The organism is Verrucomicrobiia bacterium (assembly GCA_026414565.1).
Taxonomy (GTDB): Bacteria; Verrucomicrobiota; Verrucomicrobiia; order Limisphaerales; family Fontisphaeraceae; genus Fontisphaera.
Window position 1 is genome coordinate 15214 of the sequence record JAOAIT010000027.1, and the last position, 21448, is coordinate 36661.

The window sequence follows — 21448 nt, forward strand, 5'->3', positions numbered from 1 at the left end:
GCCGATCCAACGCCAGTTGCCCCTTCGGGCCGGCGTTACTTCGCCTGGATGTCGTAGCAGTAGAGCGTCTCCTGATCCCGGAGGTAGAGCTTGCCGTTGGCAATCACCGGATGCGCCCACGCCGGCAGCCGCGTGCGGTCCGGCTGCTCAAAACGCCCGCGCTCGCGGTACTCTTTGGCATTCGGCTCAATCAACAGCACCGTGCCGCGCTCGGTGCGGTAGTAGATGCGGCCGTCCGCATAGGCCACCGACCCTTTGGGGGCGGGGCGCTCCGGCAGATCGCGCGCATCCCACAGCACCTCACCGGTTTTGAAGTTCAAACAGGCCAGGTAACCGCCCTCGTTGCCGCCGTTGGCCCCGTACAGGCAGCCGTCCAGCACCACCATGCCGCCATGATGATTTTGCATCCGCCGGGTGAAATACACTTCTTCGGCCGTCCAGTTGCCGGCGGCATCTTTGCTCAGTTTCACCGCCCCGCCGCCGGCGCCGTAAGCGGAGGCGGCGAAGACCAGCCCGTCCTGGTAAATGGGCGTGGAGCAGTTGATGCCCATGCCGTTGGCCGGCTTGTCATAGCGCCACAGCAGTTTGCCGTCCGCCGCCGCCACGCCAATCACGCCCCGCGCGGTGAACTGCACATACTGCCGCTGGCCCTCCACCTCAATGGCAATGGCCGAGGCATAGGCCGCCCCCCCGCCGCCCATGCCGCCCCGCCGCCCGCCGCCCGGGCCGGGCGGGCCGCCCTCCGCCGGCGGGGGATTGGTGCTCTGGGGCACCGTGGTTTTCCAGAGCGTTTCGCCCGTCATTTTGTTGAGCGCCACCAGCATGGCGTCCGGCGCGCCGGGCGTGACGATGACTTTGTCGCCATCCACCAGCGGGGACTCACGATAGCTCCACGCCGGCACGCGCCCGCCAAAATCGCGCGTGAGGCTGCGCTGCCAGAGGATTTTGCCGTCGCTGGTTTGCAGGCAGGCCACCTCGCCCCCCAGGCCCACCACATACAGCCGGTTGCCGTCCACCGTGGGGGTGCAGGCGGGGCCTTCGCGGCTCTGGGTCATCCGCTGATTGTACGCCGGGCCCAGGCGGGCCGCCCAGATTTCCTTGCCGTCCTTTTCGTTCAACGCCCAGACCACCTCGTCCTCGCCGCGGTTGGCCATGCCGTAGATGCGGCCGGCCGCAACGGAGGGGGTGCTGTCGCCCCCGCCCAGGCCGGTGGCTTTCCAGGCCAGCGGCGGGCCCTCCTTGGGCCATTCTTTGAGCAGGCCGGTTTCCTTGGAGAGATTGTTGCGCTGGGGACCCTGCCATTGCGGCCAGTCCTCGGCGCCGACAAAACTGGCGCAGGCCGCGGCGGTAAGCAGAGCCAGGAGGGACGACGAATAATGCATCATGAGATTCACCAGGTTAATAGCCGATGGCACACCCGGCCATCGTGACACCGCCCTAGACGCCCAAACCGCCGGATTGGTTACAGCCTAACGCCAGGGCCGCCGGCCGGCCGGCTTGGGCCGCGCGGGGCAGGGGATCCGGGCGGGGGGGCGGGGCCTTGGGCATTGTCACTCCCCGCTCCCGCGTCTATATTGCGGCGACTGCTTATGCAAACTGCCTGCAAACTCGGGTCGCTCGCGGCCCTGTTGTGGCTCCTGCCCGCCGCGGCGCAACAGGTGCCGGTCATCGAAAAAACGCTCAGCAACGGCATGCGCCTGCTCATGGTGGTGCGGACGGACGAGCCGACCATCGCCGGCGGCTGGGTGGCGCACGTGGGCAGCGCCAACGAGCGCCCCGGCATCACGGGCATCGCGCATCTCTTCGAGCACATGATGTTCAAGGGCACGCCCACCATCGGCACCAAAGACCCCGAAAAAGACCGCCAGATCATGGCCGAGCAGGACCGCATCCGGGAGGCCATGCGCGTCGAGGAGGCCCGCGTGCGCGCCGCCTTCCGCCGGGGCGAGATTGACGACTGGCAGAAGCCGGAGCACCAAACCCCCCGCTGGCGCGAGTTGAACCAGCGTTTCCAGGAGCTTATCCGCCAGCAACGCGAGCTGCTGGTGAAAAATGAATTTGACCGCATCTACACCGCCCAGGGCGGCTCCGGCATGAACGCCTTTACCAGCAAGGACTTGACCGCCTATTTCATCACCGTCCCCGCCAACAAACTCGAGCTCTGGATGTGGATGGAATCCGAGCGCCTCTACCGCCCGGTGTTTCGCGAGTTTTACGCCGAGCGCGATGTCGTCTATGAGGAGCGCCGCCTCCGCGTGGAAGCCACCCCGCTCGGCAAATTTGAGGAGGCCTTCGAAGCCATGGTCTGGAAGGCCCACCCCTATCACTGGCCGGTCATCGGCTGGCCCTCGGATGTCGCCTCCATCTCCAAGGCCGAGGCCGACGCCTTCTATGCCACCTACTACGCCCCCCAAAACCTCACCGCCATCCTCGTCGGCGACTTCCAGCCCGACACCGCCCTCGCGCTGGCCGAGCGGTATTTCGGGCGCATCCCCCGCGGCCCCCAGCCGGCCCCGGAGGTCATCACCCTCGAGCCCCCCCAGCCGGCGGAGCAGCGCCTCCTGGCCGAGGCCGACACCAACCCCCGCGTGGACGTGGTCTGGCAGAGCGTGCCCTTCCAGCATCGCGACAGCTACGCCCTCCAGGTGCTGGCCCAGGTGCTCAACGGCCGCACCGGCCGGCTCTACAAACGCCTGGTCCTCGAGCGCCAGCTCGCCACCAGTGCCCAGGCCGCCCAGGACTCCATGAAGTGGGGCGGTTTGTTCGGCCTCAGCGCCGAAGTCCGCGAGCCGCGCACCCCCGCCGAGCTGGAGCAGGCCCTCTACGAGGTCCTGGACGAATTGAAAACCCGCCAGGTGCCGGCGGACGAGCTGCAGAAGGTCAAAAACAACTTCGCCGCCGCCGAGTATCGCAAACTGACCTCCAACACCGCCATCTTGTTCCAGTTGATCTTCAATGACGGCCTGGGCGACTGGCGCGAAATCAACGAAGCCGGAGCCAAGATTCAGGCCGTCACCGCCGCCGACATCCAGCGCGTGGCGCAAAAATACCTCACGCGCGAAAACCGCACCGTGGCCCTGTACCATCGCAAGGCCGCGCCGGCGGCGGCCGCCACCGCGGCGGTGAAATAACACTAACCAGGCAGAGCACCAAAACCATGCGCGGGCTTATGAACAAACCTTGGGCATTTTGGCTGTGGGCGCTCGCCGCCCTGCCGCTGGCCGCGGCCGACGCCATCCCGGACCGGCCGGAAAAGTTGCAATTCCCGCCGCTGCACTATGAGCCGCCCAAGGCGGCCGATTACCGCGTGGTGTTGCGGCAGGGCACCGTCGCCTACCTCGTGCCCGATCGCTCCCTCCCCCTGGTCAACGTCGTCGTGCTCCTGCGCGGCGGCAGTTATCTGGAGCCCGCCGGCAAGGCCGGCCTGGCCGAGCTGACCGGTTATCTCCTCGCGCGCGGCGGCACCGCCCGCCTGCGGGCCGAGGAGCTGGAGGAGCGCCTGGCCTTCCTGGCCGCCAACCTGAATTCCAGCCTCGGCGATGTGCGCGGCAGCGTGAGCCTGAATCTGCTCTCCAAGGACCTGGACGAGGGCCTGCGCCTGCTCCGCGAAGTCCTGGCCACGCCCCGCTTTCAGGAGGACAAGCTGGCCCTGCGCAAGCAGCAGCTCCTCCAAAGCCTGAAGGAGCGCAACGATGAATCGGCCTCCATCGAGGCCTATCAATCCAGCTTCCTCGCCTATGGCGAGGACTTCTTCCTCAACTGGCACATCACCCAGGCCTCCCTCGACGCCCTCACCCGCGACGACCTGCTCGCCTTTCATCGGCGCTGGGTGCATCCCGCCAATTTCATTCTGGCCGTCAGCGGCGATTTCGACCGCGACGCCATGAAAGCCAGACTCGAGGAGCTTCTCGACCAGTGGCCCCACCAGGGCGATAAAGCCCCGCCGCCCCCCGCCGATTACCAGATGGCCGCCCCCGGCATCTACCTCACCGAAAAGGACGTGAATCAGGGCCGCGTGCAAATCCTGCTCCCCGGCGTCCGGCGCGGCGACCCCGACCTGATTGCCTCCCAGGTGATGAATCACATCCTGGGCGGCGGCGGCTTCACCTCCCGCATCATGAACCGCGTCCGCAGCGATGAAGGACTGGCCTACTCCGCCGGCACGCGCCTCACCCCCGGCGTCTATTACCGCGGCCTCTTTCAGGCCGGTTTTCAGACCAAGTCCCGCACCGTGGCCTATGCCACCAGCATCGTGCTCGAGGAAATGCGGCGCATCACCACCGAGCTGGTCAGCGAGCAGGAGCTGGAAACCGCCAAGCGCGCCTTCATTGACACCTTCCCCCGCCAGTTCGCCACCAAGGCCCAGATCGCCGCCGCCCTGGCCGATGAAGAACTCACCGGCCGCTACGCCACCGATCCCGACTGGTGGGAAAAATTCCGCGCCCGCGTGGCGGCGGTCACGCGCGAAGACGTCCAACGCGTGGCCCGGCGCCTCTTGCAACCGGAGCGCGCCGTGATCCTGGTGGTGGGCCACAAACCCGACATCCTCCTCGGCCATCCGCAGCATCCGGTGGCGCTCAAAGATTTGTCCCGCGGGCCGCTGGTGGATTTGCCGCTCCGGGATCCGCTGACCATGAAACCGCTCCCGCTCAACTGACCGCTACGGCGTCTTTTGCAGGCGGAAAAATTGCCGCCCCGGCGTCAGCGGCTCCAACACAAAAATGTGCGTGCTGTTGGTCTGATACGCGCCGCTCACCGGCCCCCACGGAATGGGTGAGCCTTCCAGCGAGGGGCTCTTCTGCAGCCGATACCCCTCCGCCGGCAGCGGCCACGCCACCCGCGCCAGATTGTTCGTCAGGGTCAATTCCAGCCGGGGCGCCCCCGGCACTTGCACCAGCCCCACCGCCGCCAGAAATCCCCCCTCCAGCGTGTAGGCGCCCCCGCTCAGGCGGCCGGCGGCCGGCTGGCCGACGACGCCCTGCAAGGTGTACACCCCTCCCGTGCTCGTCCCCCCGCCGGCGCTGATGCTGAACCAGTCCACCTGCGCAGTCTGCGCGGCGGCGGCCATGACGCCGGCCAGCCACAGGCCGCACCCCAGCCATGCAACCGCCCGTCCCGGCCAAGGCCATGATTTTTGCGGAGCCATACCCCAACCAAACCACACCCGCGCCGCCAAAGCAAGCCGGCAATCGGACTATTTCCACCCCTCGCGCGCGCCCGCGCCGCGCTCAATCCTCCCTCACTTCATCGCCCACCGCCGCCTCGCCCACCACCAGATCCGCCGCAATATTGGTGTCCATCTGCGGGCCGGTGACCTTCACCTCCCCCACCTTGAGGCCCTTCCGGTACACATTCAGCCGCCGCTCCAGCGCGGGCAGCCAGCCCAGCGGAAAACTCAGCACCACCGTGCGCGCCTGCGGATTCACCATCGCCACCCGCCCCTGCAGCGCCAGATCCGGCGTCACCACCGGCCCTTTTTGGCCCCGGGCCGGCCGGGTCTTGCCCGGCCCGCCGGCGGGGACGTCCGTTGTCCGCTTGCGGCAGCCCCCGGCGCCGAGCGCCAACGCCGCCACCAGCATGAACACCACGATGCGCATAATTTCCATTATTCAACCCGCCCCCCAAAGGTCAACGGCAAACGCCCTCACCGCAGCCCGCCCAGCAGCAGCGTCCGATTCAACGCCGGCCCGCGGCCCAAAAAATCCCGCGCATAGGCCCGCGCCTCGGCCACGGTGGCCATCCGGCCCAGCGTGGTCTGAAATTGATGCCCGTAGAGAAAATGCAGCGCGTAATACCGCGCAAAGGCTTGAATGCGCCGCAGGGCCGGGCGCGGCGGAAAATCCTCCTCCACATAATCGCAATACCGCTCCCACACCGCGGCGTAATCCACCGGCTGCGGCCGCTCCCAATGCGCGAAGACCCACGGGCACACCACCGCCATCCGGCCCAGCATGATGGCCCGCGCGGGCGCCAGCCATTCCCGCAGACTCTCAACCTGCCCGGCGCTTTGCAAATCGCCGTTGGCAATGAGCGGCAGCCGCGTCAATCCGGCGGCCCAGGGAATCCATTGCCACTGCGCCGGCCGCCGGTATTTGTCCTCGAAAAAACGGGCATGCAGCACCACCGCATCCACGCCGGCCTCCTCCAAAAATTTAAGCCGCTCCCGAAAGGCCTCCTGCCAGCCGTCGCGGCGATGGCCCAGGCGGATTTTGACCGAGAACCAGCCGGGCCACGCGGCGCGCATCTGCCTCACCACCTGCCGCAGCCCCTCCCAGTCGTCCCACAAGGCGCTGCCGGAGGCCATGGCGCGGATGTTGTGGGCGTCGCAGGCCAGATTCAAATCCACCGCCTGCACGCCGTGCTCGGCCATCCGGCCCAGCACCCGCTCCAGGGGATCGCCGGGGCGGGCCATGAGCTGATATACCACCAGCCCCTCGTGCGGACGCCGCTTCAGCCAGGGCGAGGTGTGGAAATCTTCGCACAACAGCCGCCGCGCCGCCAGCATCTCCGTCCACACCGCGCCGCAGCCCCCCAGCTCGGCCAGCAGCCGGCGAAAGGCGCTGTGCGTGTACAACGCCATGGGCGCGCACACGCGGGCGGGCCTGAGCGTCAGCCGGCCCAGCGTGGCCAAGGCAAACAGCCGGGGGGAGCTCATGCCAGTTGCCGCCGCCGCAATTCGTCGAGCGTCCAGCGGTACTCCGCCACGATCTGGTCCTCCACCCGCCGCGCGCGCAACTCCGGCGGCAGCACCGCCCAGGTGTAGGTTTCCATCTCCAGATGGCTGCAAAGGTTGGGCCGCCGCGCCAGGTAATCCAGCACGCCCGTCACGTGCTCGCGGGTGTTGCCAAACTGCCCGTCCGGCGGATGATGCAGCGGAATGTGGAAATGAATGCGCCACTCCGGCAGCGGGTGCTCCGCGGGCCAGGCCGCCGCCGCCGCCAGGGCCTCCGGCAAATCCACAAAGCGCGTGAGCTGCGCCCAGCGATCGGCGGCCACCACCTGATGCAGGTACACCGGCTCCACAAAGGCCTGCAACGTCGCGCGCACCGCCGGCGTGGGCGTGACCTTGAGCGCGTTGCTCAGGTGAATCTTGCTCACGCGGATGCCGTGCCGGCGCAGCGTCTCCAGCGACTCGCGCGGATCCTCATACTGCAACGCCAGATGGCAGCAGTCATAATTCACCCCCAGCAGCTCCTCCAGCCGCGTGTCGCCGGGCCGGTCCGCCCGCAGGCGCGCAAAGAAGTCCACCGTCTCCCGCGTGGTTTCCAGCGCGCACATCGGCTCCGGCTCCAGCCCCACGTGCAGGTTGCGCCCGTAACGGCGGCAGATGCGGTGCGCCTGCTCCACACAGGCCCAGAGCTGCCGGCGCGCCTGCGCCTCCTGCGCGGGGCTGCGCAGGGCCGGCTTGAACCCCACCGGCACGGTGCTCACGCTGCCCTCCAGGCCCGGCGGCAAAAGCTGCGCCAGTATCTCCAGCAACTGCACCGTGTACTCCAGCCGCTCCGGCGTGGTCCAGTCCGGCTGATACACCCGCTCCTTGACGGCCGTGCCGTGAAAGGGCCCGTAGGGGAAGCCGTTGAGGGTGAACACGTAGCACTGATGCCGGTCCAGCCAGCGGTTGAACTCCAGCAGGGCGGCCGGATCCCCCAGCTCCGCCGCCGCCTGCGCCCCCAGCCGCAGCCCGATGGCAAAGGGCCCGCCGGGGCACACCGCCTCGCGCACGGCCAGCACGTGCTGCTCCAGCGCGGCCCGGATTTCCCCCCAGCGCTCCCCCCGATGCACATTGGTGCAGTAGGCCAGGTGCAGTCCGTAACGCAGTTGCATGGGAAATGAAATCACCCCGGAAGCCGGGCCTCAGCCGGGCGTTTCCGGCAGCTTGAAACGCGGGCTTTGCCGCAGAAACTGGCACGGATTCTGGAAAAGGATGCGGTCCACCGCCGCCGCGCTGTGCCCGCGCCGGCGCATCTCCAGGGCGGTGTAGGGCACGTTGAGCGGTATGCTGTGGCCCCAGTCGCAGGCGCTGTTGAGCCACAGCCGCTCCGGCCCGTACTGCTCCAGCATGTCCACCGCGCGCGCCGGGCTCACCTTGGACTCCGGATACAGGGTGATGCCCGCCCAGAAACCGGCCTCGAGCACCAGCCGGATGGTGTGCTCCTCCACGTGATCAATAATCACCCGCTCCGGCCGCACGCGCGGATGGGCCTTGAGCACGTCCAGCGTCAGGCGCGTGCCTTTGAGCTTGTCCTCCAGGTGGGGCGTGTGCACCAGGATCAACAAATCGTGCTGCACCGCCAGCTCGATGTGCTCCTCCAGCACCGCCAGCTCGTTGCGGCTGTTCTTGTTCAGCCCAATCTCGCCGATCCCCAGCACGTTGGGCCGCGGCAGAAACTCCGGAATGATTTTCATCACCTCCCGCGCAAAACCGGCGTCCTCCGCCTCCTTCGGATTCACGCACAGCCAGCAATAATGCGGCAGCCCAAACCGCGCCGCCCGCCGCGGCTCGTAATCGGTGAGCTGGCAGAAGTAATCATAAAACGCATCCACCGAGCTGCGATCAAAGCCGGCCCAGAACGCCGGCTCGCTCACCGCGGCGCAGCCGGCCGCCACCATGGCGCGGTAATCGTCCGTGGTGCGGCTGACCATGTGGGCATGCGGCTCGATGTAGCGCATACCTCACCTCCGGGCCGCTCGCGCCCCGCTCCCGCGCCGCCGCGTCACCGGCGGCGGACACGTGCCACAGGCCGATTGGGTGGTGGCCCGCGCAATCGGCTGGCGCGTCGGATCACTCAACGCCACCAGGATTTTCTCCACCCGCGGCCCGCGCGGTTGCTGGAGCAGCGGCAGCGCGCGCCGCAGGGCCGCCAGGCGGAAGTCCGCCGTCCCCTCGGCCCGCTCCACCCGGTCCAGAAACGCCGCCAGCTCAAGCAACTGATGGCGGGCGGCAATGAAGTATTGATCCAGGACTTGCGTCTTCGTCATACGCGACGCCCGCCATCTTGGGCCGCGCGCCGCCCGCGCTCAAGCTCTTAATTGCCCCGCTCCGCGCCCCGCCGCCGCCGCCCCGCCCGGCGCCTCAGGGGGTGCCCCGGCGAAGGCGGTAAAACTGCTGCGGACTTCCCGGCATCCACGGCAGCACCACCGGCCCGTTGGTATGGGTGAAGGAAGATAACTCGCGCCACTGGCGGAGGTCCGCGCTGCCTTCCACCACGTAGCGCAGGCCCGGATTGGCCTGCACCGTCAGGCGCAACCCTTCAGGCGTGGCCGCAGGAGCCGCCTCCAGCACGATCGGCCGCGGCAGCGTCAGCCAGGCCGGCGGCGTCACCAGCTCATCCTCCGGAATAGTCAGGCGCACCGCGTAGGCCCCCTGGTGGGCGGCGGTGAAATTGCTGAGCGTGAGGCTCACATTAGTCTGGCCGGGCAGCGGCTCGCCGTTGAACAGCCATTGACGGGCCACCGCCACCATGCCGGTGGCCCCGCTCTGCAGGGTGACCGTGGCGCCCTCGGCCACCACCTGGCTGAGCGGGTAATTGGTCACCACCACCACAAAGAACAGCCGGCTGGCCACCCCCGCGCTGGCCACGTTGGTGACCGTCACGCGGTAATACGACGCGGCCTCGGCATTCAGATTGGTGAGGATCAGAACCGGATCGTCCACGTTGGTGGCCAGCATCGTGCTGGGGCCGCGCTGCCACCGGAAGGTCAGGGGCGGGGTGCCCTCCACCCCCACGCGGAAGGTCAGGGATTGTCCCGCCAGCGCAATCCGGTTGGAGGGCGGCAGCACGAAATTGGGCCGGAACAACAGCGTCAGCGTGGCCGGCTCGCTGTCCAGCGTGGCGAGATCATCGGTGAGGCGCACGAAGTATTGCCCCAGGTGATTGCTGCCCACGTTGCTCAGCGACAGCGTGGCGTTGGTGGCGCCGGCCAGCGGCTGCCCGTTTTGATGCCATTGATAACGCAGGGTGCCCGTGCCCTGCGCCCACACGGAGAAGGTGACGGCATTCCCGTTGGTGGCCAGCACGCTGGCGGGCTGCTGGAAAATGGTCAGCGGAAAGAACACCACGTTGGGCCCCTCGGGCGTCAGCACGCTGGTGAAATACACGTTGACCGAGCCATTGGGCAGCCGCGCCTGGCCGTAGCCCGGCAGCGTCTGCAGCGTGTCCACGCTGTCCACAATGCCAAAGGTGGTGTTGTACAAGCGCAACGTTTCCCCCACCGCCGCCAGGGCAAACGCCGCGTGATTGCCCCCGCGCTCGGGCCGATTATCGAGAATCACCTGCACAAAGCCCGTCGGCGCAATGAAGGACAGCGGCGGAAATTGATACCGCGTCTGGCCGGGGATGGAGGGATCATCGGTGAGGTAGAAGCCGCTCAATTCCACCGGCAGCGAGGCCATGTTGTAGATTTCCACCCAGTCATCCTCCCCCGGCAGGCTGTTGGCATACCATTCATTGAGCCGCAGGTTGCTGCCCACCGCCAGCCCCGCGGCGGCGCTGTTGGTGGCGCCCGGCGTGGGCTGGGCGCACAGACGCCAGACCCCGCTCACCCGCCCGAGGCTCCAGTTGGCCGGCTGAAAACCAAAGTCCACCGCATCCGTCACGCGGCCGTCGGCGGTGTAGAGGTACACGCCGCCGCCTTCCGATTCGAGGCCGTAGCCGGTGTTCAACGCGCCCCCGGCGTTGGTGGAGGGCGGCTGCCGGCCGTCACACCACACCAGCAGGAAGCCGCGCGGCTCCAGCGTCACCCCGGGCGGGAAATACCACCGGTTTTTGCCGGGCTGGTCCAGGCACAGGCTCATGCCCGCCAGCGAGACCGGCGTGTTGTTGGTGTTGTGCAGCTCGATCCAGTCCGCATAATTGCCCGCCGCATTGGTGCGGAAGCTCAAGTTGCGCGCCATGATTTCATTCAGCACAATCCCGCTGGCCACGTTCAGGTAGTTGGAAAAGCCGGGGCTTTGGCTGGCGGTGAATGTGGTCTGCACGGTGCTCCCGTCCGGCAGGCTGCCCCGCGAAACATTCTGGGCCTGCGCCGTGTAGGTGACCTTCTGCAGCTCAAAGCCCCAGGCATCATACAAGAAAATCGCGCCCCCGCCGGCCGGCAGCTTGAAGTTGACATGCTGCGGCCCGGGGTTTTCGTCCGCCTCCAACACCAGAAAGCCGGACGGCCCGATGAAGGCCGGATAACGCAACCGGTGCAGCACATTGCTGGTGCCCACGTAAAGCCCCTGCACGGCCACCGGCAGCGAGGGATGCCGGTTGTGCAATTCCAGCCAGTCCGGCTGGCCCGGCAGGCTGTTGGCCAGCCATTCATTGATCCACAAATTCGTGGCCGCGGCCGTGGCGGCAGGCTGATTGGCCGCGCCCGGCGTGGGCACACACAACCCCCAGCTTTCGCCCCCGCTCCGGCCCAATGTGTAATTGGGCAACTGCTGCCCAAACTCCACGGCGTCCACCGTCTGCCCCGCGGCGTTCTCCAGAAAGAGCGCGCCCCCCCGCCGGCTCAGCCCAAACCCCGCATGCAACCCGGGCGCGGCAAAGTCACGATCCATCCACACCACCAGATATTGGCCGGCGGGCAGCAGGGTGTTCGTGGGGAAGACAAAAACATTGGTGCCGGCATCCCGCAACCGCCACCCGGCCAGCAGCACCGGCTCGGCGCTGCGGTTGTAAAGTTCAAGCCAGTCGGGGAAGGCGCCCCCGTTATTCACGGCCCCGGCATTGTCCGCCATCAACTCACTCAGCAGCACCGGCGACGGCGGGGGCAGGGCCGGCCCCGCGCCGGGCGTGCCGTTGGGCACCAGACTGGCCCGCCACGACGCCGGCGAGCTGGGATCGCCCCCCCAATCCACCAGCTCCAGCGACGCGCCGCCCCCGGCGGCGGCCGCCGGCCAGCCGTTTTTGTAGTGGTAGGTCACGGAGTCCACCAGCCGGCCGTTGAAATCAAACAAGTCCAGGCGCTCGCCTTCGTTGCGCAGGTTGCCGTTGAACCACCCGGCCACCGCCAGGCCGGGGTAACGAGTCAGGAAATCCGCCGGGCTTTGCGCGGAGGCCACCACAAGGCGCTGGCCCGGCGCCAGCCACGTATCGGGCAGAAACTTGAAGTCAATCCCGCCAAAAAAGAAGTTGCCCAGATTCACCGCCGCGCCGCCGGTGTTCAACAGCTCCACGTACTCATAGGCGCCCCCGCCCACCGGCTGATACATGATCTCGCTGATGCGGATGGGCACCCCCAGCTCGCCCACCTGGAAATCCGCGGCCGTCAACGCGCTCCACTGCGTGCCCACGCGCGCCCGCGCCCGCAGGGGCAGGCTCTGGTTCAGGATCAGCGGCCCGCTGTACAGGCGGGCGTCGGGGGAAATCTCCCCCGTGAACGGCACGCGCGGATCGGCGCCGTTGGTGGTGTAGTAAATCTGCCCGGCGGTCGTGGTCATGGTGAGCTGATACCCCGGCGGCACGCGCCCCCCATGCTGCCGCAGCACCGGCGCATTGGTGTAGGCCGCCAGACCGTATTGCGGGAAATGACTGAAAATGGCCGGGCGCCGCTGCGGCACCCAGGTGTCAATGATGGTGGTCTGCATGCTGGGTATCACCCCCAGCAGCTCCTGGCGCATCCGCTGGAAGTGGGCCACCACATTGCTGTCCGTCAGCGCCCCCTGATTGAAGAAGTGCTTCTGAATGCGGTCCGCAAACAGCAGGCGAAATTCCGGGTTCTGCACCAGCGCCTGGTACAGCCGCGGAATTTCCGACGTGCCCGACACCAGCGCGTTGGTGAAGGTGCTTTCGTCCACCGGCTGCCCAAACGTGCCAAACGCGCCCTCGGCATCCCAGATGTAAAACCGCCACAGCGCCCCCGTCCGCCGCTCGCGCGCGGCCCGCCAGTTGTTGTGGGGCCAGTCCCGCATCGCCCCATAGATGTTCACCAGCAGGTAATCCACAAAATTGGTCAGATCCAGCCAGCGCGCCGCGGCCACATAGTTCGCATGGTTGGTCATGCGCGTGCCGCTGATGAACGAGCGCATGGCGTTGAAATCCAGATTGTTGCCGTCAATCGCCTCGCTGCGCACCCCCACCACGTCCCATTCCTCGCCCCCCAGCCACGCCTTGAAGAAGGTGTCGTCCACCCGCTCGGTGGGATTGTAGTACCCCTTGTACACCCCATTGACAAAGAGGTTCACAAACGTGCCGCGCACATTGACCTGGCCCATGTCAATCGCCAGCCGCCGGATCAGCTCGTCCTTGATGAACGGATTGGTCAAATCATTCTTGCCGGCCCGGATCACCAGCCGGTCAAAGGTCTGCACCGGCGAATCCCCCATCAGCGGATACACCAGCTTGCCCTCCCCATAATCGCCCCGGAAATACAGGCGGTAGCTGAACTTGCTGGTCGTCGTGTAGCGGGGCCGGATGTGATCGCTCCCGTGCACGCGGATGCCGCAATCAATCTGGAAACCGTCGGCGCCGTCATAGCGGATCAGCTCCGCCGACACGGGCCGCTCCCAGGCGATCCCATGATTGGTGGGGTTGAAATAATCCCCGGGATTCACCCCCTGCCACACGCCGTTGGAATAAGTCCCCCCGTTGATGCCAATAATGCCCGTGGGGCCGGTGAGATTCGACTCCGCGGTCACCAGCGACATCACCGGCAGCGACGCCACAGCCGCGCTCTGCCCCAGCAGATAGGTGTGCGTCACCACCTTGGACGGCAGATGGCCCGGCTTGAAGGCGGCCGCCCGGATCATGCGCGTGGAGGTGATGGCGATCCTGCCGGTGTACACCAGCCCCACCGTTTCAGTGGGCGGCTGGCCGTCGGTGGTGTACCGGATGATGGCCCCGGGCGTGGGACAGGAAAGCTGCAGATTGAACGACGCCGTGTAAAAACCGCGCCGGGCGCTGAACACCGGCGCGCTCACCATCCCCGTGGCGGTGAGGCCCGTGTTGGGCGCGCCGGGCGTGGGCTGCAGGAAATAACGCCACTGGCCGTTGGGGTCCACGCCGTAGGCAATGTCATTGCGCTGCTCCGGAAACCGCGGCGCCAGCTCGCTCACGGCCTGCCGCGGGCTGTTGCCGTCATACAGCCCCAGATACTCCCCCGCGCCGGCCAGTTGGAAGTTGGTGTGCAGCCGGTTGGTGCCCCCGCCTGCCGGGCGGCGATCCTTGCCGGAGGCAAACACCACCAGATAACCGCCCGGCGCCAGCGAGACGGAGGGAAACACCCACTGCCCGGGCAGATTCGGATCATCGGTGAGCGCCCAGCCCGTCAAATCCACCGTGTTGCTGCCGGCGTTGTACAGCTCGATCCAGTCCACCTCCTGGCCGTCCTCGTCCAGCAGCCCCTTTTCATTGCTGGCCACCAACTCATTCAGGCGCACCTGCGGCGCCGGCGCTCCCGGCTGATAATGCACCGTCCAACTGCCCCCGCCAAAGCGATTCGAGACTTCCGAGTAATCGGTAATCTGATGCGCCCCCCACGAGAACGTCACCGGCCCCGCCGCCGGCGCCGGAAATTGGAAAACATACGGCCCTGACCCAAGCCCGGTCACCTGGGTGGCCGGCTGGCCGTTGACCAGCAAATCCTGCGCCCGCAACCCCGTCACCGGCTCGGTGAAATGCACCTCCACCTGTTCCAGCCGCCGCACCACGGCGTTGGTGGTCGGATGCACCCGCAACACCGCCGGCGGGGTGATGTCCCGCGTCACCGTAAGCGTGGCGACGGCGCTGGTGACCGCGCCAAACGGATTGGAGATGAGGCAATAAAATTGCGCGCCGCTGTCCTCGCGCACCACGCGGTAGAACAGCAGCGTGGCGGTGATCTCGCCGTCGAGCGCCACCCCATTTTGATACCACTGGTAGCGCAGCGGCTCATCCCCCCCGGCCAGCACGGTGAAGGCCACCTGGCTGAACTCCTGCACCACCTGGCTCTGGGGCTGCTGCAGGATCACCGGGGGATTGGTGGAGCGCACCCACGGCGCCAGATATTCGCTGGTGATCGGCCGGTTCAGCGTCCCATCCGGCAGTTGCCACCCCACCGCAATGTTATCCCCGCCCGTGCCCTCCACGTGCAGCACCTCCACATAATACCGCTGGCCCGCCACCAGCGATACCGGGGCCGATTGCTGGTTGGGCTCTTTGGTCCATTCGCGCGAGCCGGTGTAGTTCTGCACCGTGGCCAGCAGCCGCTTGTTCGCCGGCATCTCGTTGGTGCTGAGCAACAACTGGCTCGCATTATCGCTGGCAATCCAGAAAATGTAATTGCCGGTCTGCGGCGGAATCAGATAGCCGCGGATGCGCGTCCCGTACCGCTCCCCGATGTTCACCGGCCCCTCAAACAGGGTGATGTAGGAAAACTCCGCCGGTGAAGAGGGGTAATCCGGATGGCTGGTCAAATCCGCCACACTGTTGCCCTCCACCCCATACCACACTTCGCGCAGCAGGGATTGGGCGGAGAGGGCGGGGGCCAGCACCAGCAGCGCGGCCCACCAGATTGTAACCAACGTGTCACAACTACGTTGCCAAACGACGCAAAAACGCATGTTCACCGCAGCATCTTCTCGGGTTCCCGCCTAATCTACGCGAGCCATTGGGTTTTGACAACCATCACCACTTAAAAAAGGCCGTTTCCAGGCCGCCGGCTTGCCGCCCACGCAGGCCAGCCCCCGGCTGTGGCCCGGCCAGATGACCCCCCCGGTGGTTTGCAGGCTTGTCGGCGCGGGGCGCTTGCTTTAGGCTGGCATGCAAACACGGCGGCGGGACCTCGCCCGCTGCTGCCACGAAACAAAGCATTTATGAAATGTCCCGCCTGCGGTAAGTCGCTGTGGTTTCGGCTGCCGGAATGTCCGCATTGTCATGCCGCCCTGGCCGGCGCGGGCCGGGCGGGCCGGCCGTGGACGGTGAGTTTGCCGTGCTGGGTGTTCTTTGCCCTGGCCTGCTTGAATCTGGCCATGATCCTGCTGGCCGACTGGGCCCCGGGCAACGCAGGCTGGCGGGAATCCTTCCGGGTCAAGGCGCCGTTTGCCTTTTACATGCGCTACGCCATGCCGGTGCTCATGCTGGCGCTGGTGTGGTTCATGCTCTACGGGCGCAACTGGGCGCGCTGGGTGTTTGTGGTCTGGTTTGGCAACGCCTTTTTCTGGCAGGTGCTCAAAACGCCCAAGCTGGCCTGGCCGCAGGCGGTGTTGTTTGCCGTGAGTGTCGTCCTGTGGTTCCTGCCGCGCTCCAACCAGTTCTTCTCGCCCCCCGCCCCCGGCCGCGCAGGCGGGGCCGCCCCCGCCCCGGCGGCGCCGGCCGGCCCCAATCCCACCGCCCCGTGAAGCAGCCCCCTCAGGCCACGGCGGCCGGCTGCCCGGCGTGAGCCTCGGCGGCAAGCCGGCGAAGGCGGGCCACCGCCGTTTTCATCTGGCGTTTTTGAAAGAGAAACGTGCCGGCCACCAGCGTGTCGGCCCCGGCCCGGGCGCACTCGACGCCGGTTTGATAATTGATGCCGCCGTCCACTTCAATGCGGTAGGGCAGCCGGCCTTCCGCCCGCCAGGCCGCCGCCTGCTGGATTTTGGGGACGCATTCCGCAATGAATTCCTGGCCGCCGTAGCCGGGGTTGACGGTCATCACCAGCAGCAAATCAATCTGCCGCAGATGCGGCCGCACCCGTTCCATGGCCGTGGGCGGGTTGATGGCCAGCCCCGCCTTGAGGCCCAGGCTGCGGATTTTCCACAAAAGCTGGGAAACCTGCGCCTCCCCCAGCTCCACATGCACCGTGAGCTGGTTGGCGCCGGCGCGCGCAAACGCCTCGAACAGCACCTCCGGCTTCTGGCACATCAAATGCACATCCAGAAACAGCCGCGTGGCCGAGCGCACCGTCCTCACCATCGCCGGCCCAAACGATATGTTGGGCACAAAATGGCCGTCCATGATGTCCAAATGCAGCCAGTCCGCCCCGGCGCGGACGGCGCGGGCCACCTCGGCGCGGATGCGTCCAAAATCCGCCGCCAGCATTGAAGGCGCAATGATCATGCCGCGCTCACCATATAAACCGCCGCCCCCCGCGTCCAGTCTGGAAGCACCCCCCGCCGGCGCGCGCGCAAAACATTGACGGCCCCGCTCCGCCCTGCCAAAACATGAGCATGCAAATCCCTTCCGCTCCGGCTCCGCCGTGCAGCCGCCGGCACTGGCTCAAGGCGGGCGCTGCCGTCACGGCGGCCGCCCTCCTCCCGCCCCTGGCCGCCTCCGCCCAAAGCCCCGCCGCCCGCGCCAGTGTGGAGCCCGACTACCGCATCCGCCACGGGCGCATCCGGCAGTCCATCATGGGCTGGACGTTCAACCCCATGCCCACGCTGGAGCTGGCCCGGCTCTGCAAGGAGATCGGCCTGGTCGCCATGGAGGGAATTGACGCGCAGTTTTATCCGCAGGTGCGCGAGCTGGGGCTGGCCATTTCCCTGGTGGGCAGCCACGGGTTTGCCCGCGGGCCCTTCAACCCCGCCCATCATGAGCATTGCGTGGAAAAGTTGCGGGAGGGCATTGACCTGGCCGTGCAGGTCCAGTGCCGCAACGTGATCACCTTCACCGGCATGCGCGAGCCTGGCATCAGCGACGAACAGGGCGCCCGCAACTGCGTGGACTGCTGGAAAAAAGTCATCGGTTACGCCGAGCAAAAAGGAGTCAACCTCTGCCTGGAGCATCTGAACAGCCGCGATAACACCCACCCCATGAAGGGGCACCCGGGCTATTTTGGGGATGATGTGGATTTCTGCGTGGAGCTGATCCGGCGCGTGGGCTCGCCCAACATGAAATTGTTGTTCGACATCTACCACGTCCAGATCATGAACGGCGACGTCCTCCGCCGCCTGCGCCAGTACCGGGACGTCATCGCCCACGTGCACACCGCCGGCGTGCCCGGCCGCGGGGAGCTCGACGAAACCCAGGAGCTGAATTATCCCGTGCTCATGCGGGCGCTGCTGGACCTGGGCTACACGGGCTATGTGGCTCAGGAGTTCATCCCCACCTGGCCGGACAAGGCGCTCGCGCTGCGTCACGCCGCGAAAGTGTGTGACGTGTGAGCCGCCGCCCCCCCGGCGCGGGCACCCCTTGCCTCCCCGGCCTCCCGCGGCCTATGGCCCGATGGATTTCAGCAAATCCTGCGCCCGTTTTTTGACGGCTTCGTTTTGCGCCACGGCCGCCACGCGGGCCAGCGGCTCCTTCAGCCGCGCCGCGGCGTCGGCGGTGTTGGTGCGCACGCCTTTGAGGGTGCGCTCGGCCAGATTCACAATCGCCGAGCTGGCCTCCTCCCGGGTGCCCGCCTGCTCCAGATAGGGCAGAATGACCGGCAGGGCCTCGAGCGAGCCTTTGCTCAACACGCCCAGCAGCACGCGGCGTTCTTCATCCCGGGTGATGAGCGGCTCGGCGGCCTTGCACATGGTGATCTTCTGCGCCCCCTGCACGCCGTCGGCAATCTTCAGATAATTCCGCAGGCAGAGCACCTTGTCCGTCAGCTTCTGGCTCGTGCGCGCCAGCTCCAGCAGCACCTCCGCCACGTCCGGCGTGCGCCACTCGCCCAGCGTGCGGATGGCGTCGGCATGGACATCCGGGTTGGGATCGCCCACCACCGAGCGCACCGCCTGCAGCGCGCGGGCGCCGCCCACGCCGCCCAGCACGCGCAACAACGTGCTCTTCTGCGCCCCCTGCGCCTGCGGCAGCACCGCGGCAATTTTCTCGGCCGATTCATCCGGCCGGCCGGTGGCGTTGCAAATCGCAATCAACCCCTGCTCCAGCGCCCCCAATTCCTGCGCCCCGGTGTTTTTCAACACCAAATCCAGCAGCGTCTTCACCTCCGCCGGGCCGCCCAGCTCGCCCAGCCGCCGCAACGCCGCCAGCCGCACCTCCGGCGCCGTGTCGCTCGCGGCCCTGGCCAGCAGGGGGATCGTCTGGGTCATGCGCCGCCGCGCCGCCAGCTCAATGGCCCGCGCCCGCTGCGCCGGCTCCGGCGCCTCAAACAGCTTCATCACGGCGGCGTCAGCCTCCTTGCCGGGAAATCCCGCCAGCGCGTCCATGGCGGCGGTGCTCGCCGCCTTGTCGGCGTCGCCCAGCAGGCCGGCCAGCACCGGCACGGCGCCCGGCTTGCCAATTTCCGGCAGGGCCCGGATGGCCGCCAGGCGCACCTGGCCCTGGCCGTTGCGCGCCAGTTCAAACAGGGCGGGATACGCGGCGGCATCCCCCCGCCGGCCCAGCACCTGGATGAGCAGAATCTGTTTGTCGGCATTGAGCTTGGGCAGCTCCGCGGCCAGGACCTTGCTCAATTCCGCGTTTTTCAATTCCATGGCCGCCCCGGCCGCCGCGGCGGTCAGCACGTAATCCTCGCTGCGCACGCCTTCCAGCACCAGATTCACCGCCGCCTTGGCCGGACTGTTCAAAATCGCGCCCCGCAAGGCCCCCGCCCGCACCTGATGCGGCGCCGGGCTGAGCGCGCGCAACCGCTGGTACACCCGCAAGGCCTCCGTCGTTTTCCGGGCGGCCGCCAGCGATTCCGCCGCGCGGAAAAGCCCTTCGCAGAAGGCCACCTGATGGGCTGGCGGCGCCTGGCCCACGGCCTTCTCCAGCGCGCTCACCGCCTCCGGCGTGGCAATCTGCCCCAGGGCGCGCGCCGCCGCCTGCGCCACGTCGCCATCCGCATCGGTCAGCAGCGCGCTCAAGGCCGGCACGGCCTGGGCGTCCCGCCGCATGCCCAGGGAGCTGATGATCCCCACCTTCAGGCGGCCCCGGGTTTTGCCCAGCGCCTCGCGCAGGGCGGGATTCACCGCCGGCGCGGGATTCGGCTCCAGCGCATACCGCGCCATGTGCGAAAGCTCCTCGTCGGTCAACAGCTCCGCCAGCACGGGCACCGCCGAGGCGCCGCCCACAATGGCAAGCTGCCGGCAGGCCGCCGCCTTGGCGGACCGGTCGGCATTGGATTTCAACACCCCCAGCAGCTCCGCCTCCGTGGCGGCGCGGGTGGCGGGGGACAGGGCAAAGCACGCCGCCGCGAGGGCGGTCAGCCAGGCGATGGAAGGACGCATAATCAGGGCTAAATTCACAGGTTGAGGTTGAGGGCTTAGAAGGTCCACGGCTCGCGCATGGCGCGCGACAGGTAACGATTGGCCTCCGGATCATTGAGGAAGACCTCCTTCTCCGGATCAAAGCGCACATCCCGCTGCAGCCACATGCACACGTTGGCCGCGTGCACCACCGTCATCGAGCGGTGCATCACCTCCGCGTTGGCCACCGGCTGCCGCCGGCTCTTCACGCAGTTCAGAAAATCCCGCACATGATTCATGGGCCGGCCCGTCCGCGCCATGTAATCGCCCACAATCTTCTTGAAATCCGCCAGCAGCGACGGCTTCGACACATCGGGCCGCGGATACCCGTCGCCCGCCGCTACCCAGCCCTCCGGCCCGTCAAACCGCATGCCGCAGGAGCCGTGGAAATGTTTGTCAAACCGCGACAGCACCATCTTCACCCCGTTGGGGAAGAGGATTTCCATGCCGTCGCCGGAGTCATTGTCCACATACTTGTAATGCACGCCGGCGGTGTGCAACTGATCGATGCCCGCCATGGCCTGCGCAAAGGTGTGCGCGCCCCACTCCCCGATGCAACTGGTGTGAAAATCAAAATGATTCCGCCACTGCCCGTTCACGTAGGCCACGTTGTACGGCCGCCACGGGCACGGCCCCAGCCATTGATCCCAGTCCACCTCCTCCTTCGGCGGCAGCGGCTGCGCCGGCAGCCAGTCGGTCCGCATCTTGGCCGCGTCCCACGGCGCAATGTGCGCGTAGGTGGTGTGCACCTTGCCCAGATAACCCAGCCGGGCCGCCTCGATGCAGAACACAAAATTGGCCTCGCTCAACCGCTGCGTGCCCGTCTGATAAATGCGCCCGTACCGTTTGGCCGTCTCCACCACCATCCGCCCCTCGGCCACCGTCATGGCGGAGGGCTTCTCACTATACACATCCATCCCCGCCCGCATCGCCCACGTGGCCGCCAGCGCGTGCCAGCGGTCCCCCGTGGCCACCAGCACCGCGTCAATGTCCCGCCGCTGCGCCAGAAAATCGCGGATGTCATCGTACATCTTGCAGTCCTGGTTGCCGTAGTGGTTGTCAATCCGCTGCTTCACCCGCTCCCGCGAGGAGCGCCGCGCATCGCAGATCGCCACAAACTGCACATCCGGCTCGGGCAGCATCCAGTTCAAATCGTGCAACCCCCGGTTGCCAATCCCCAGCCCCGCCATGATGATCCGCTCACTGGGCGGCACCCGCCCGTCCCGGCCCAGCGCCGTGGCGGGAATGAGCGTGGGCGCCGCCAGCGCCCCGCCCGCCAGCGCCAGCCGGCCCAGGAAGGTACGACGACTTAACGACGAAGAAGCACCAGGAGCCGGGCCGGCAAAAGCCCGTCCCCTGCGTGGGAGCGTGGATGCAGGTGTCATAAGTTTTAAT

General features: G+C 67.2%; 15 protein-coding genes. 4 read left to right on the top strand and 11 right to left on the bottom strand.

Annotated features, from left to right (window positions below; translation table 11 throughout):
* Positions 1-35 precede the first annotated feature (35 nt).
* Entirely contained in the window at positions 36-1415 is a 1380-nt protein-coding gene (locus N3J91_06370) for a PQQ-like beta-propeller repeat protein (protein MCX8156052.1), read from the bottom strand.
* A 174-nt stretch (positions 1416-1589) separates the two neighbouring features.
* On the opposite strand from N3J91_06370, the gene N3J91_06375 reads away from it, so the two are divergent.
* Both N3J91_06375 and N3J91_06380 read left to right on the top strand, forming a co-directional pair.
* Positions 1590-3131, top strand: a complete 1542-nt coding sequence (locus tag N3J91_06375; GenBank protein ID MCX8156053.1) for an insulinase family protein — start codon at positions 1590-1592, stop codon at positions 3129-3131.
* A gap of 38 nt (positions 3132-3169) precedes the next feature.
* The gene (locus N3J91_06380) at positions 3170-4657 is read left to right on the top strand and encodes an insulinase family protein (GenBank protein ID MCX8156054.1); all 1488 of its coding nucleotides are present in this window, start codon (positions 3170-3172) and stop codon (positions 4655-4657) included.
* 3 nt (positions 4658-4660) lie between these two features.
* Here the strand turns inward: N3J91_06380 and N3J91_06385 are convergent, their stop codons facing one another.
* From N3J91_06385 to N3J91_06415, 7 genes are all read right to left on the bottom strand, one after another.
* Positions 4661-5146, bottom strand: coding sequence for a hypothetical protein (locus tag N3J91_06385; GenBank protein ID MCX8156055.1), 486 nt, complete (start codon positions 5144-5146; stop codon positions 4661-4663).
* Between the two features lie 82 nt (positions 5147-5228).
* Positions 5229-5597, bottom strand: a complete 369-nt coding sequence (locus tag N3J91_06390) for a hypothetical protein (protein MCX8156056.1) — start codon at positions 5595-5597, stop codon at positions 5229-5231.
* Positions 5598-5644: 47 nt separating this feature from the next.
* The gene (locus N3J91_06395) at positions 5645-6655 is read right to left on the bottom strand and encodes a tRNA-dihydrouridine synthase family protein (GenBank protein MCX8156057.1); all 1011 of its coding nucleotides are present in this window, start codon (positions 6653-6655) and stop codon (positions 5645-5647) included.
* Entirely contained in the window at positions 6652-7824 is a 1173-nt protein-coding gene (eboE, locus tag N3J91_06400; protein ID MCX8156058.1) for a metabolite traffic protein EboE, read from the bottom strand. The genes N3J91_06395 and eboE overlap by 4 nt, the downstream gene beginning before the upstream one ends.
* 30 nt (positions 7825-7854) lie before the next feature.
* Complete coding sequence (locus N3J91_06405; protein ID MCX8156059.1) at positions 7855-8670, bottom strand: TatD family hydrolase; 816 nt, start codon at positions 8668-8670, stop codon at positions 7855-7857.
* A gap of 3 nt (positions 8671-8673) precedes the next feature.
* Positions 8674-8979, bottom strand: a complete 306-nt coding sequence (locus tag N3J91_06410) for a hypothetical protein (protein ID MCX8156060.1) — start codon at positions 8977-8979, stop codon at positions 8674-8676.
* A 94-nt stretch (positions 8980-9073) separates the two neighbouring features.
* Positions 9074-15487, bottom strand: a complete 6414-nt coding sequence (locus N3J91_06415) for a lamin tail domain-containing protein (protein MCX8156061.1) — start codon at positions 15485-15487, stop codon at positions 9074-9076.
* A 291-nt stretch (positions 15488-15778) separates the two neighbouring features.
* Here N3J91_06415 and N3J91_06420 point away from each other — a divergent pair, with 291 nt between their 5' ends.
* Positions 15779-16303: a hypothetical protein gene (locus tag N3J91_06420; GenBank protein ID MCX8156062.1), complete on the top strand. Its 525-nt coding sequence runs from the start codon at positions 15779-15781 to the stop codon at positions 16301-16303.
* A 10-nt stretch (positions 16304-16313) separates the two neighbouring features.
* Here N3J91_06420 and rpe read toward each other — a convergent pair whose 3' ends face one another.
* On the bottom strand, positions 16314-17000 hold the full coding sequence (gene rpe, locus N3J91_06425; GenBank protein MCX8156063.1) for a ribulose-phosphate 3-epimerase: 687 nt from the start codon (positions 16998-17000) through the stop codon (positions 16314-16316).
* 104 nt (positions 17001-17104) lie between these two features.
* Here rpe and N3J91_06430 point away from each other — a divergent pair, with 104 nt between their 5' ends.
* Positions 17105-18043, top strand: a complete 939-nt coding sequence (locus tag N3J91_06430; GenBank protein ID MCX8156064.1) for a TIM barrel protein — start codon at positions 17105-17107, stop codon at positions 18041-18043.
* A gap of 51 nt (positions 18044-18094) precedes the next feature.
* Here the strand turns inward: N3J91_06430 and N3J91_06435 are convergent, their stop codons facing one another.
* Together N3J91_06435 and N3J91_06440 are read right to left on the bottom strand one after the other, a co-directional pair.
* The gene (locus N3J91_06435; GenBank protein MCX8156065.1) at positions 18095-20053 is read right to left on the bottom strand and encodes a HEAT repeat domain-containing protein; all 1959 of its coding nucleotides are present in this window, start codon (positions 20051-20053) and stop codon (positions 18095-18097) included.
* A 17-nt stretch (positions 20054-20070) separates the two neighbouring features.
* Positions 20071-21438 carry a Gfo/Idh/MocA family oxidoreductase gene (locus tag N3J91_06440; GenBank protein MCX8156066.1) on the bottom strand — a complete coding sequence of 456 codons (1368 nt, stop codon included), beginning with the start codon at positions 21436-21438 and terminating at the stop codon, positions 20071-20073.
* Positions 21439-21448 lie beyond the last annotated feature (10 nt).